The 12,667-nt window shown below is 56.0% G+C and carries 11 protein-coding genes; 6 read left to right on the top strand and 5 right to left on the bottom strand.

The window, feature by feature from the left end; translation table 11 throughout:
- The first annotated feature begins 6 nt into the window (after nt 1-6).
- A complete protein-coding gene (locus AC4EYZ_RS13295) occupies nt 7-2,115 on the top strand; it encodes a methyl-accepting chemotaxis protein (protein WP_009286186.1) in 2,109 nt (702 codons plus the stop codon).
- A gap of 4 nt (nt 2,116-2,119) precedes the next feature.
- On the opposite strand, the gene AC4EYZ_RS13290 is transcribed toward AC4EYZ_RS13295, so the two are convergent.
- Complete coding sequence (locus AC4EYZ_RS13290) at nt 2,120-3,046, bottom strand: LysR family transcriptional regulator (RefSeq protein WP_009286188.1); 927 nt, start codon at nt 3,044-3,046, stop codon at nt 2,120-2,122.
- Nucleotides 3,047-3,226: 180 nt separating this feature from the next.
- Between AC4EYZ_RS13290 and AC4EYZ_RS13285 the strand changes: the two genes are divergently transcribed.
- The gene (locus AC4EYZ_RS13285; RefSeq protein WP_007112363.1) at nt 3,227-4,003 is read left to right on the top strand and encodes a ferredoxin--NADP reductase; all 777 of its coding nucleotides are present in this window, start codon (nt 3,227-3,229) and stop codon (nt 4,001-4,003) included.
- Nucleotides 4,004-4,134: 131 nt separating this feature from the next.
- On the opposite strand, the gene glnK is transcribed toward AC4EYZ_RS13285, so the two are convergent.
- The 3 genes from glnK to AC4EYZ_RS13270 form a co-directional block, all read right to left on the bottom strand.
- On the bottom strand, nt 4,135-4,473 hold the full coding sequence (gene glnK / locus AC4EYZ_RS13280) for a P-II family nitrogen regulator (protein ID WP_027957942.1): 339 nt from the start codon (nt 4,471-4,473) through the stop codon (nt 4,135-4,137).
- Nucleotides 4,474-4,663: 190 nt separating this feature from the next.
- Entirely contained in the window at nt 4,664-5,911 is a 1,248-nt protein-coding gene (locus tag AC4EYZ_RS13275; protein ID WP_009286189.1) for an ammonium transporter, read from the bottom strand.
- Between the two features lie 45 nt (nt 5,912-5,956).
- On the bottom strand, nt 5,957-6,295 hold the full coding sequence (locus AC4EYZ_RS13270) for a P-II family nitrogen regulator (RefSeq protein WP_007112359.1): 339 nt from the start codon (nt 6,293-6,295) through the stop codon (nt 5,957-5,959).
- 344 nt (nt 6,296-6,639) lie between these two features.
- Here AC4EYZ_RS13270 and AC4EYZ_RS13265 point away from each other — a divergent pair, with 344 nt between their 5' ends.
- On the top strand, nt 6,640-6,987 hold the full coding sequence (locus AC4EYZ_RS13265; protein WP_022521302.1) for an accessory factor UbiK family protein: 348 nt from the start codon (nt 6,640-6,642) through the stop codon (nt 6,985-6,987).
- A gap of 3 nt (nt 6,988-6,990) precedes the next feature.
- Here the strand turns inward: AC4EYZ_RS13265 and AC4EYZ_RS13260 are convergent, their stop codons facing one another.
- Nucleotides 6,991-7,320 carry a hypothetical protein gene (locus AC4EYZ_RS13260; protein ID WP_230805315.1) on the bottom strand — a complete coding sequence of 110 codons (330 nt, stop codon included), beginning with the start codon at nt 7,318-7,320 and terminating at the stop codon, nt 6,991-6,993.
- On the opposite strand from AC4EYZ_RS13260, the gene AC4EYZ_RS13255 reads away from it, so the two are divergent.
- The 3 genes from AC4EYZ_RS13255 (at nt 7,298) to AC4EYZ_RS13245 (ending at nt 12,615) form a co-directional block, all read left to right on the top strand.
- Nucleotides 7,298-9,307 (top strand): TonB-dependent receptor, encoded by a 2,010-nt coding sequence (locus tag AC4EYZ_RS13255; protein WP_258955972.1) that lies wholly within the window; start codon nt 7,298-7,300, stop codon nt 9,305-9,307. The genes AC4EYZ_RS13260 and AC4EYZ_RS13255 overlap by 23 nt on opposite strands.
- A gap of 49 nt (nt 9,308-9,356) precedes the next feature.
- A complete protein-coding gene (locus AC4EYZ_RS13250) occupies nt 9,357-10,355 on the top strand; it encodes a helix-turn-helix transcriptional regulator (protein WP_051430622.1) in 999 nt (332 codons plus the stop codon).
- Nucleotides 10,356-10,512: 157 nt separating this feature from the next.
- On the top strand, nt 10,513-12,615 hold the full coding sequence (locus AC4EYZ_RS13245) for a TonB-dependent siderophore receptor (protein ID WP_141440369.1): 2,103 nt from the start codon (nt 10,513-10,515) through the stop codon (nt 12,613-12,615).
- The last annotated feature ends 52 nt before the right edge of the window (nt 12,616-12,667 follow it).

Here is a 12,667-nt window from a genome sequence, read left to right as displayed (position 1 = left end):
AACGCTATGCATTTTCGTTCGTTACGCTCTTTTGTCGTCGCACTTGCGGGCCCTTGCTTGCTCGCGATTGTGGCTGCGCTAGTCATCTATAACTTGGTCGCCGCGGCCCGCACCCAGCAAACGGTGAATGAGCATACCGGCGCATTGATGGAAAGTGCATTGAATGCGCGCTTGGATGCCATTGCCGAAGCAGAGGGCGGGCGTATTCAGCGCGAACTCAACAATGCCATGACTATCGCCAATCAATTGGCGACTACTAATGCTTTGATGGGTATGGAGGATGAAGAGGGGCGCCGCTCGCTTTACCTGAACCGCCGCGAACTATCTAACTTAGTGCGCCAAACTGTGGCCGACAACCCGACACTGCTGGATGCATTTATCGGCTGGGAGCCCAATGCGTTTGGTGACGACGCACGATATGCAGGAGATGAGCGCTATGGCCATGACGGTAGCGGTCGCTTTATGCCCTGGTGGTACCGCACCGAGGATGAAACGCTAGAAGTGCTGCCGCTGGGAGATACCATGGAGAGTGAAGAACGCCTTCCCAGCGGCGTTCGGGAAGGAGAATACTATCTTTGCCCTCGTGAAACCCTAGTTCCCTGCATTATCGATCCGGCGGCTTATGACTATGGCGGCGAGACGCAACTGGTCACTTCGTTTAACGCCCCCATTTTGGTGGATGGCGAGTTTCGTGGCGTTGCGGGGGTAGACCTCTCCCTTAACTTTATCCAAACCCTGCTAAGCGATGCCAACCAAGCGCTATACGAAGGCGCTGGGCGCATGGCTCTCGTCGCGGGAAGTGGGGGGCTAGTCGCCGACACGGCAGGCGTAGAGAGTCTGGGCTCGCCTGCCAGTGACTCCCTTAGCAGTACAATTCTCGCGGGCATCCGAGAGGCATCAGAGCAAGGTAGCCTGCAAAGCAGCGTTAACGATGGTCTACTGCAGCGCTATCAGCCTATTACCATTGGCGATACTCGCCTCCCCTGGGTGTTGGTACTCCAGCTCCCTGAAGACGTAGCGCTTGCGGAGTTAGGCGAGCTGCAAGCAGTTCTCAGCGAGCAGCGCCAGCAAAATACGCTGGGCATGACGGTAGTAGGGCTACTTCTGGCAGCATTGGGGGTGGCAGCGCTATGGTGGATTGGCGGGCGAATCGCACGGCCTCTTAAGCGGCTTGCAAGCCGCATGGCAGAGATTGCTTCAGGCCATGGTGACCTTACCCAACGTCTACCGGTGCATGGGCGAGATGAAAGTGCCGCGGTAGCTGAGCAGTTCAATGCCTTTGCAGAAAAAATTCAGGTTATTCTGCTGGATGTGCGCCGTAGTAGTGAAGCCGTCAACCACGCGGCTAATGAAATTACTCAAGGTGGCCACGACCTCTCACGGCGCACTGAACAGGCCGCTGCCAGCCTGCAGCAAACCTCCTCTGCGATGGAAGAAATCAGCAGCACCGTTAGCCATACCACTCACGCCTCGCAAGAAGCCAGTGGGCTTTCACAAACCGCCTCGCAGTTAGCCTCGCGTACCGACAGCGCGTTTGAGCAAGTCGTGGCAACGATGGATGATATTCGCTCCAATTCCGATGAAATTCAGGCCATCGTGACCGTCATCGACGGCATCGCCTTTCAGACTAACCTGCTTGCCCTGAATGCTTCTGTGGAAGCCGCCCGGGCTGGCGAACACGGTCGTGGGTTTGCCGTGGTCGCCGACGAAGTTCGCAAATTAGCCTCTCGCAGTAGCGAAGCCGCCAAGGATATCCGCCAGCGTATTAATACTTCGGCTGGCAAGGTTGAAAGCGGCACCCAAATGGTTCGAGATGCGGAGTCGGCAATGCACGAATTAGCAGAAAGCGTCACGCGGGTAACGCAAATGTTGGGAGATATCAGTACGGCCGCTCGAGAACAAAGCGAGGGCATTAGCCAGGTGAGCATTGCCGTCACCGACCTAGACCAAATGACCCAGCAAAACGCCGCGCTTGTGGAGGAGTCGACGACCGCCGCTGAACAGCTAAACGATCAGGCGGATAGGCTCGCTGCGCTGGTAGGCGGCTTTACACTTGAGCCAAAAAACGCCCCTAGCAACCATCAGTTGCCTGCTCCCGAATTGACTGAGCGATAAACGCTTAAGGAATCGGCGGCAGCGCAATATCGTCGCTGCGCTTGGCCCCAGCGGTCATTTCACGGCACAGGCGCAGAAATTCGCGCACGCCGGTGGTGAGGTATTTGTGCCGGTGCCAGATAAACGTAAACTGACGCTTTAGATCCAACTCCGGCGTAGGCAGCGGCACCAAGCTGCCGCGCCGGAAGGCATCTCGCAGTGCCAGGCGCGAGACACAGCCAATCCCCAGCCCTGACTCCACGGCACGCTTAATACCTTCCGTATGCTCTAGCTCTAGCAGGGTGTTAAACCGGCTGCGGCGGTGGCGCGCGGCATGCTCCAGAGTCATGCGGGTGCCAGAGCCCTCTTCGCGCATAATCCAGTCCTCACGCAGCAGCTGTTCAAGTTCAAGGTGCTCGCGGCCTGCCAGTGGGTGTCGCGGCGAGCAAAACACGCACAGCTCATCTTCCACCCAGGGTTGGCTGATGATCATGTCATCGTCGCACTGCCCCTCGATCAAGCCTAAATCCAGCGAGTGCTGGCGCACGCCTTCGATAATATGGCGCGTATTGCGCACTGCCAAGCGCACCCGGCTACCGGGGTGGCGCTGCATAAAATCGCTGATCAGCAGCGTGGCCAGGTAGTTGCCAATGGTCAGCGTAGCCCCTACATCCAGCGACCCAACCCCTTTCTGGCCACGTAGAAGCTCTTCAATCTCTTCGCCGCGATCCAGCAGCGCCACCGCTTTGGGCAACAGCTGAAAACCCAGTGCGTTAAGTTTTAAGCGTTTACCAATCCGATCCAGCAGTTGGCAGTCGAACTGCCGCTCAAGCTCCGCAAGCGCCGTGCTGGTTGCCGACTGAGACATGGCCAGCGCCCGCGCCGCATGGGAGACGCTCTCATGCTGAGCAACCGCCACAAAGACTTCCAACTGCCGCAGGGTGTAGTGCATAGAGTCTGACCTTTATTTGATCTATATCTATTTTTCAGATAACCGTTATCAATATAATTCGCTTAACAGATATACCACCCTTTGCTTAGACTTGCTGGCAACATATTTAATCATTTTTATTCTTTTTAAGAATATGACCGATGCGGACTAGCGCCAGCATCGACTAATGGAGAAAACGGCATGAGTAAGTTTGCTCTGGAAGAAGTGCTTAGCGTCCATCACTGGAACGATACCCTGTTCAGCTTCCGCACCACCCGCGAGCGCAGCCTGCGTTTCAAAACCGGTCAGTTCGTGATGATTGGTTTGGAAGTGAACGGCAAGCCGCTGATGCGCGCTTACTCCATTGCCAGCCCCAACTACGAAGACCACCTTGAGTTCTTCAGCATTAAAGTACCCGACGGCCCGCTCACTTCACGCCTTCAGCACCTGAAAGTAGGCGATCAGATCATGGTTAGCCGCAAGCCCACCGGCACACTGGTATGCGATGACCTACTGCCGGGCCGCAACCTCTACATGCTCTCCACCGGTACCGGCTTGGCGCCGTTTATGAGCCTGATCCAGGATCCTGAAGTGTACGAGCGCTTCGAGAAGGTAGTGCTGGTTCACGGTGTGCGGGAAGTTTCTGAATTAGCCTACGCCGACTTTATCACCAAAGAGCTGCCAGCTCATGAATACCTGGGTGAAGACATCGCTGAAAAGCTGGTCTACTACCCCACCGTTACTCGGGAGGAGTTCCACACCATGGGGCGCCTAACCGACCATATCCGTACGGGCAAGCTGTTTGAAGACACCGGCCTGCCGCCCATTGATCCGCGCCAGGATCGCGCGATGATCTGCGGCAGCCCCGCCATGCTGGACGATACCAGCGCGCTACTTGACGAGCTGGGTCTGAATATCTCGCCGCGCATGGGCGAGCCGGGCGACTACGTCATCGAGCGTGCGTTTGTCGAGAAGTAATCGTTGTGTGAAGGGTGAAGGGTGAATAGAAAATTGTCACCATCGCTTTATGAGTAAAGCCCCTGGGGAGAGCATCCACAGGGGCTTTGTCTACTCGGCACTACTTACCATTCACACCTTACCCTTCACCGTTAAACCGCGTCTTTGCCCGTTTCGCCAGTACGGATACGAATCACCTGCTCCAGCGGCATCACAAAGATTTTGCCGTCGCCGATTTTACCTGTGTTCGCCACCTGGGTGATGGCATCAATCACCTGCTCGACCATGTCGTCGTCCACGGCGACTTCCAGCTTCACCTTGGGCAGGAAGTCCACCACATACTCAGCACCACGATACAGCTCGGTATGCCCTTTCTGGCGCCCAAAGCCCTTCACTTCCGTCACCGTAATACCCTGAACGCCGATATCGGAGAGCGACTCGCGTACATCGTCGAGCTTAAACGGCTTGATAATCGCTGTGATCAATTTCATTACCATATCCTCTAACTGGGTGGCCATGATGGGGTCGGGTTGAACGGCTGCTAATGTTGCAGCCGTTAACCGCTAACTACCAGCATACACCGCTATCGGCAGAGAATAAAAAAGCCTCCCACTAAGGGGAGGCCAGAAGGAGCACGCCTGCTCACTAGGTCAGCATTAAATTATTTCTTAATGCCGCTGTTTATTTCTTAATGCCAAATTCGGGATAGGCTTCGAGACCGCACTCAGCGATATCAACGCCTTCATACTCTTCTTCTTCGCTAACCCGGATGCCCATGATGGCTTTCAGGATGAGCCATACCACCAGGCTGGCCAGGAATACCCAAGCGAAGATACCTACGATACCGATGATCTGGGCACCGAATGATGCGCCGTCATTGTTCAGCGGCACTGCCAGCACGCCCCAGATACCGACAACACCGTGAACCGAGATCGCGCCGACCGGATCATCCAGCTTCACTTTATCGAGGGTGACGATGGCTGCGACCACGATGATGCCGCCAATCGCGCCGATAATGGTAGCGCTCAGTGCGGTCGGAGAGAGCGGGTCGGCGGTGATGGCCACCAGGCCAGCCAGGGCACCGTTCAATGCCATGGTCAGGTCAGCTTTGCGGAACCACAGTTTGGCCAGGATCAGTGCCGCAATCACACCACCTGCCGCTGCTGCATTCGTGTTTACAAACACCTGTGCCACGTTGTTAGCAGAATCGACAGCCGCAAGTTTAAGCTCGGAACCGCCATTGAAACCGAACCAGCCCATCCACAGAATGAAGGTACCCAGCGTTGCCAGCGGCATGTTGGCACCGGGAATAGCGTGGATAGAACCGTCTTTACCGTATTTACCTTTACGTGGGCCTAGCACGATCACACCCGCTAACGCAGCCGCCGCACCGGCAAGGTGCACAATGCCGGAACCCGCATAGTCAGAGTAGCCCACTTCAGACAACCAGCCGCCACCCCAAGTCCAGTAGCCAGACACCGGATAGATAAACGCGGTCATTACCACAGCAAAGGCCAGGAATGCCCACAGTTTCATACGCTCAGCGACGGCACCCGACACAATTGACATGGCGGTTGCCACGAACACGACTTGGAAGAAGAAGTCAGAACGCATGGAGTAGTAGGGCGCGTCATCGCCGCCTGCGGTAACCGCATCCACACTGTTTTCAGCGCCAATCAAGAAGCCCAGATTGGGCAGGAAGCCGCCAGCGCTGCTGGAGTACATGATGTAGTAGCCCACCAGCAGATACATGGTGCAGGCAATGGCAAACAGCGCGATATTCTTGGTCAGGATCTCAGCGGTGTTTTTGGAGCGTACTAAGCCCGCCTCTAACATGGAGAAGCCTGCCGCCATCCACATGACGAGCACACCGCAAATTAGAAAGTAGAACGTATCGAGCGCGTAGCTCAGATCAGTCAACTCATTCATTGTAAGTTCCCCGTTGAACTATAGAAATGATCCGAAAAAGCAGCGTTAAACGGCGTCTGCACCGCGCTCGCCTGTCCGAATCCGAATAACGTCTTCAAGCGGTGTCACAAACACCTTGCCGTCACCGATCTTGCCGCTGTTAGCCGCACTACAGATTGCATCCAATACGCTCTCCAAACGGGCGTCGTCTACGGCCACTTCCACTTTTACCTTGGGTAGAAAGTCGACGACGTACTCCGCGCCACGATACAACTCGGTATGCCCTTTCTGACGGCCAAAACCTTTAACTTCAGTGACCGTAATGCCCTGAACGCCGTTGTCGGCCAATGCCTCACGAACGTCGTCGAGCTTAAATGGCTTGATGATAGCGGTGATGAGTTTCATCCCGGATCTCCCCTGCTGGATAAGTCCTGCTAGATTGGTAGCGGCACAGCCGCCAGAATAAGCACCTGAACCGATAATGCGCATACTGTGCCAGCTGACTTTTTTTGCTTATAAGTCAGCCAATTAGCCGTCATCAAAAGTGCAGCTCAGCGCTAAATCTGAGCAAATCCATTCTCACACCACCGCTATTGCACCAAAAAAGAGCGTAAGCAAAAGTAGCCTGCTCTATTTCGATGCACACCCTGGGTTAAGCAGTAAAAGCACGCGATACATGCGAATTCGCCAACTGTTGCGTATCCTTACCGGTAAGCAATATTTAAAGCAGGTTTATCTAGGAGAGAACGATGGCGCCTCAAGACCGTATTAGCCGCTTGGCCCAGCAGATTGGTGACCGTTTACAAAACGCCTCCCAGGCGCCAGAAGATATTCAAAAGGGCGTGCAGCAAGTCGTGCGTGGCGCCTTCGACCGCCTGGAGCTTGTCTCACGGGAAGATTTCGACATTTTAATGGATGTACTGCAGCGCACCCGTTCGCGGGTAGAGGCGTTAGAGCGCCAAGTCGCTAACCTTGAAGCAGCCGTTGATGCCTCCGCGCCAACGACGTCCACGCCGCTCGAAGCTGAAGCCCCACCAGTTCCAGAGCAGCATGCGCCGGAATCAGATGCAGAAGACGAGAAGAATAAACCCGCTTAACGTTCAAGCTTCATTAGCAGCAATAGGGAAATGGCTATTGCTGCGCGCACCGCAAAATAAATACGAATCACTATCGTTGACTTTGTTTTTCGTGGTGATACTCTCCGCCTTTGATTTTCTTACCGTCTGCGGATTGTTCACTATGCACGCCCTGTCACTATCAAACCTATCTGTTGCAAAGCTGCCTTTTGCAAAGCCTTTCTTTTCGCCGTCGTCTGTTTCAATATCTGGGCTTGTTGGCACCGGCCTGTTACTGAGCTTCTCCAATGGCGTTTTCGCCCAAAATACTGCGTCTAGCGCCGACGAGACCATGGTGGTCGTTGGATCGCGCACTCCTAGTCAGATCAGTCAAATTCCCGGTGCTGTATGGGTAATTGACAAAGAGATGCTGCAACAGCAGACCCGCAATGGTGCAGACCTAAAGACAGCATTGGGGCATCTGGTACCGGGGTTGGATCTGGCGCCTCAAGGGCGCACCAATTATGGGCAAAACATGCGAGGCCGGGGCGTGCAGGTGCTCATCGACGGCGTATCGCTGAACAGTTCCCGTGGGCTTTCCCGACAGTTCGATGCCATCGATCCCTTCAATATTGAGCGCGTGGAAGTGCTTTCCGGCGCCAGCAGCCTGTATGGCGGCGGTGCTACGGGGGGCTTGATCAATATCATTACCCGCAAAGGTGAAGAAGGCCTGAACTGGCGTACTGAAGCAGGCATCACCACCGGCTTCAACAACAGCGATGACATAGATCGACGCCTCGCACAATCCATCAGCGGTGGTAACGAGCGGGTTCAAGGCTATCTGGGTACCGCCATTGGCGACAACGGCCGCCACTATGACGGCAGCGGCCAGGAAATCTTTCCCGATATCGCCCAGACCGACCTACAGGATAATCGCAGCATTGATGTATTGGGCAACCTCTCTTTCCGCTTGACCGATGAACAGAGTCTGGAACTGGGTGCCCAGCTGTACCGTTCAGGCTATGAAGGTGACCGGGGTGTTTACTTTCCCAACCTCGACGCTGCCACGCCCAACTTGAACGATGCCGAAATTCGCGATGGCTACCGTTCACAGCGCGATCCGGAAACCGACCGTAAGCTCGTCAACGTCAACTATCACCACGCCAACCTGTGGGGGCAAAACTTCTACCTGCAGGCGTTCCACCGGGAGGAGGAGTCCAGCTTCCAGGCATTTCCCTACCCAATTTCCGACGGCCTGCAATTTCGCGCCTCGCAACAAAACACCGATTTAAGCGGCATCAAAGCGCTGTTTGAATCGCGCCTGGGTGATGACGTTTCGCTAACCTACGGCCTCGATCTGGATCGTGAAACTTTCGATGCCAGCCAGATGCTGTTCGATACCAACATCTCGGACGCCTCCGGCGGCCTGGTGCAACAGGCATCAGGGGTTGAACCCCGCTACCCCGGTTATCAAGTGGACGGGCTTTCAGGCTTCCTCCAGGGCGATTGGCAGGCCACCCAGGCGCTCAAGCTCTCCGCAGGGTTGCGGCAGCAGCATATGGACGTCGAAGTGGATGAATTCCAGGGGATTCCTGGCGGCGAGAATGACTATGAAGCAACGCTCTTCAATGCCAGCGCCCTCTACGACTACGGCAACGGTCACCAGAACTGGCTGCAGTTTAGCCAGGGCTTCGAACTGCCAGATCCTGCCAAATATTACGGCAAGAGCCCCGACGTAAGTGTCGATAACAACCCGTTATCTGCCATCGAGACGGATCAAATAGAGCTAGGCTGGCGCTACCAGGGTGGCAACTGGACGACCCAAACAGCGCTTTACTACGCCTGGTCGGACAAAGCGGTAGAGAACGCCGAGGATTTAAGCGTCAGCGTCGTCGATGAGAAGAAACGCGACTTCGGCCTGGAAAGCGCCGTGACCCGTTACTTTGATAATGGCCTGGAGGCAGGGGGCACTCTGCACCTGGTGCGTTCCGAGCAGGAGAACGACCAAGGGGAGTGGGAGAAGCGTGACGCCCGCTATGCATCGCTCTCTTCCGCCACTGCCTTTATTGGCTGGACGGACTATGTACGTTCGGCTCGCTTGCAGGCCAACCACAACTTCGACCTGAAAGACGATGCCGACCGCGAGATCGATGGCAATACCACCCTCGACTTATCGCTCAGCCAGGAAACCGATTTTGGCACCTTAAGCCTGGGAGTGCAGAACCTGCTGGATGATCAGTACTCCACCGTCTGGGGTCAGCGAGCCGCCATGTTCTATTCGCCCTACTACGGCCCAGAGTACCTCTACGACTACCAGGGCCGCGGGCGTACTTACACCCTGAACTGGTCAATGGAGTACTAAGTGCTGATTCGCTACTCGCTGACAACCGCTCAAGGGTGAGGTAACGGGGATGGCTACACTCGGCTCAATAACGCCATCTTGCGTACCACTGACTACCCATGACCTGCTGGCTATTGGTCAGCGCTTCGGGATCGACTACCGCTTTCCCGAAGCGCCCGACCGCTCCCAGCCAGCGCCTTGTGTTGCCCATGGGCGGGTGATGGACGTCGAGGTAGCCCCCACACTGCGGGTGACACACTCTGATCTTGATGTCCTGCACGCTTACGCCTCCACTTCCCGGCATGCCGCGCCGTGGTTTCTCAGCGTGATACTCGAAGGCCATATCCAAGTCGGCCTAGGGCGCCAGTCGTTTCAGTTGCAGGCCGGAGACGCCTTCAGTGCCCATTTCAACGAGCAGACCGGGCTTGAGGTCTTCCAGCCCGCGCCACAACGATTGCGCATTCTCAACGTATCGATTCTGGCTTGCACAGAGCCTCTCTCTTTCTCGCCCATTAACTCTTCGCCTATCAATGTTGCCCCTCCGGCAACGCCCGTACTGCATACCTGGCAGGTGCCGCAGTTCCTTATTCATAGCCTGGAGGCAGCACTGGCTTCGAACTGGTCAATAGAGCGGCAGCGCCTGCTATGGCAGGGGCTCGCGCTCCAGTTGTTAGCTCATGGGCTGCCTGCCGCCTCCCTTGAGTCCAGCGACGAAGAAAAGGCAGTCAGCCTGCCACCGGGTTTAACCCAGCGCGACCACCAGCGCCTGGAGCACTTGCGTCAGCAGCTCGAACACTCCCCCAACCAGGATTATCGGCTTGAGCAGTTGGCCCGCAATGCCGCGATGAGCCCGAGCAGCCTACGCACCAAGTTTCACCGCTGTTACGGCTGCTCGATATTCGACTACCTACGACGTTGTCGCCTGACCCAAGCTCAAGCGTACTTACGCAAAGGTTATAGCGTGCAGCAAACCGCTCACGCCTGTGGCTACCGCCACGCCACCAATTTTGCCACCGCCTTTAAGCGCGCTTTTGGCATTGCGCCCCATGAAGTACACCATCGCCATTAAAGCCGCAGGGTTGTTTTTGGAGCGCTAAGTTCCTCTGTTGGACGTTTTTTGGCAGTACGCATACTCCCTTTGTCATTGCGCATACCTTTCAGTAGCCATTAAGCGCAATAATTCTCATTAACACATTGGTTAATTGATGCTTATTGCAGGTGCCTCCATGCTCATCCCCCATCACCGTTTTCTACGCTCTCCGCTTAGCGTCGCCGTTCTCTCGGCACTGGCTGTTTCCCCGGTATACGCTCAAGAAAGCACCGAGTTAGCCACCGTCACGGTGACTGCCCAGCAGGCTGCCACCAAAGTGGAAACGCCGACGATCGAAATACCCCAGAGCGTTTCCACGATCACCCGCGAACAGATGGATAACCGCGGCGTAAGTACCGTGCAGCGCGCCACCGACTACACGCCAGGTGTTTACAGCAATCAGGTAGGCGCCTCCAATCGCTTCGACTACCTGGTACTGCGCGGTTTTTCTGACGGCAGCTTGAGCAATACCTTCCTGGATGGCCTGAAAGTAATGGGGGATGCCAACTCCCATAGCAGTATGCGCATTGACCCATGGTTTCTGGAAAGCATTGAAGTGGTGCGCGGGCCCGCCTCGGTACTCTATGGACGCGCCTCCCCTGGCGGGGTAGTCGCCCTGAACAGCAAGCGGCCAGAATTTGAACAGGGCGGTGAGCTGCGTTTTCGAGTGGGTAATAATAACCAGCGCAGCGCCGCTTTTGACCTCACCGGGCCTATTGGCGAAGAGCAGCGAGTGGCCTTTCGCCTGACCGGGATTGCCAGCGCCGCGGATACCCAGTTTGGCCCGGCAGAAGAGGAGCGCTATGCCATTGCGCCCCGGCTCACCTGGGATATCACCGATGACACCAGCCTCACCGTAGAAGCCTACCTACAGGATGAACCCGAAGGCGGCTACCACTCCGGCGTACCCTATGAGGGAGCCGTGGTCGCCCATAATGGCCACAAGATCAGCAACAACTTCTTTGATGGTGAAGAGGATTACGACACCTACGAGCGAACCCAACGCATGTTCGGCTACGCCCTGGAACACCGCTTCAACGACCAGGTGACCGGCCGTCAATTGATGCGCTATCTCAATTCCGACGTAGTGCTCAATCAGGTCTACGGTTTTGGTTGGACGTCACCGACGTCTAATGAACTCACCCGCTACTACTCCGGCAGCAATGAATCTCTGGAAGCCTGGACACTCGATAACCAGCTTGAAGCCACACTCAGCAGCGGCTTTATGGATCACACGCTGCTGTTTGGAGTGGATTACCAGCAGCGGGAAAACGACGTATCGTGGCCCACTGGGTATTTCCCGCCGCTCAATGCGTTTGACCCGGTTTATGGCAGCGACCCCATCGAGTTTTACGCCCCGGTGCGCGAACGCCATGAGATCGACCAGACCGGGGTTTACCTGCAAGACCAGATAGCCCTCGATAACTGGCGCTTCACCCTGGGTGGCCGCTACGACTGGGTCAATATCGACAATGCCAACCGCGATAGCGGTGATACCAGCTCCCTTAGTGACACCCAGTTCAGTGGCCGCGCCGGGGTGGTCTACCTGTTCGATAACGGCGTAGCGCCCTACCTGAGCTACTCTACCGCCTTCACCCCCACCAGTTTCGTGGATGAGAGTGGCGATCTGCTCCAGCCCATGGAGGGCGAACAGTGGGAAACCGGCGTTAAATACCAGCCTAACGGTAGCCCAAACCAATACAGTGCGGCGCTATTTCATATCGGCCAGGAGAACGTCGCCACCAAAGAGCAGCCCACCGACCCATACCGCGCCGTAGGGGAGATCGAATCCCAAGGGCTGGAGCTGGAAGCACAAACCCAGCTAACGGATACCCTATCGGTTCAGGCAGGCTATAGCTTCACCGACATCACCTACGCCAAAAGCGACGACGGTAACCAGGGCAACAACGCCATTTACTCCCCCCGCCACCAAGTACAGCTCTGGGGCCGCTACGAGGCCAACAAGGGCTGGCTAAACGGCGTGGATATGGGTGTCGGCGTGCGTCACTACGCGGATATCGCCGCTGACCGGGCCAATACCGAAACCGTGCCCGACTACACTCTGGTGGATGCCACCATTGGCTACGACCTCAGCCAACTCGGCGTAGAAGGGGTCGAAACACGTTTAAACGTGAACAATTTATTGGATAAAGAGTACGTGGCCTCCTGCAACTCCCTGGAGTACTGCTACTTCGGTGCCGAGCGCGGCGTCACCGCCAGTGTTCACTACCGTTTCTAAACGCTCGTGCTAGGCGACGGCTCAAGCCCTTGTCTAAGCATTATTAACTTAT

It is taken from the genome of Vreelandella sp. 162(4c) (assembly GCF_058152265.1).
Note: the sequence above shows the minus strand (reverse complement) of the source record. Positions and strands in the feature narration are given on the sequence as shown.

Bases quoted from the DNA above. Each gene is read 5' to 3' on its own strand.
- AC4EYZ_RS13295 (WP_009286186.1), top strand. From the start codon at position 7: ATGCATTTTCGTTCGTTACGCTCTTTTGTCGTCGCACTTGCGGGCCCT.
- AC4EYZ_RS13290 (WP_009286188.1), bottom strand. From the start codon at position 3,046: ATGCACTACACCCTGCGGCAGTTGGAAGTCTTTGTGGCGGTTGCTCAG.
- AC4EYZ_RS13285 (WP_007112363.1), top strand. From the start codon at position 3,227: ATGAGTAAGTTTGCTCTGGAAGAAGTGCTTAGCGTCCATCACTGGAAC.
- glnK (WP_027957942.1), bottom strand. From the start codon at position 4,473: ATGAAATTGATCACAGCGATTATCAAGCCGTTTAAGCTCGACGATGTA.
- AC4EYZ_RS13275 (WP_009286189.1), bottom strand. From the start codon at position 5,911: ATGAATGAGTTGACTGATCTGAGCTACGCGCTCGATACGTTCTACTTT.
- AC4EYZ_RS13270 (WP_007112359.1), bottom strand. From the start codon at position 6,295: ATGAAACTCATCACCGCTATCATCAAGCCATTTAAGCTCGACGACGTT.
- AC4EYZ_RS13265 (WP_022521302.1), top strand. From the start codon at position 6,640: ATGGCGCCTCAAGACCGTATTAGCCGCTTGGCCCAGCAGATTGGTGAC.
- AC4EYZ_RS13255 (WP_258955972.1), top strand. From the start codon at position 7,298: ATGGTGGTCGTTGGATCGCGCACTCCTAGTCAGATCAGTCAAATTCCC.
- AC4EYZ_RS13250 (WP_051430622.1), top strand. From the start codon at position 9,357: ATGGCTACACTCGGCTCAATAACGCCATCTTGCGTACCACTGACTACC.
- AC4EYZ_RS13245 (WP_141440369.1), top strand. From the start codon at position 10,513: ATGCTCATCCCCCATCACCGTTTTCTACGCTCTCCGCTTAGCGTCGCC.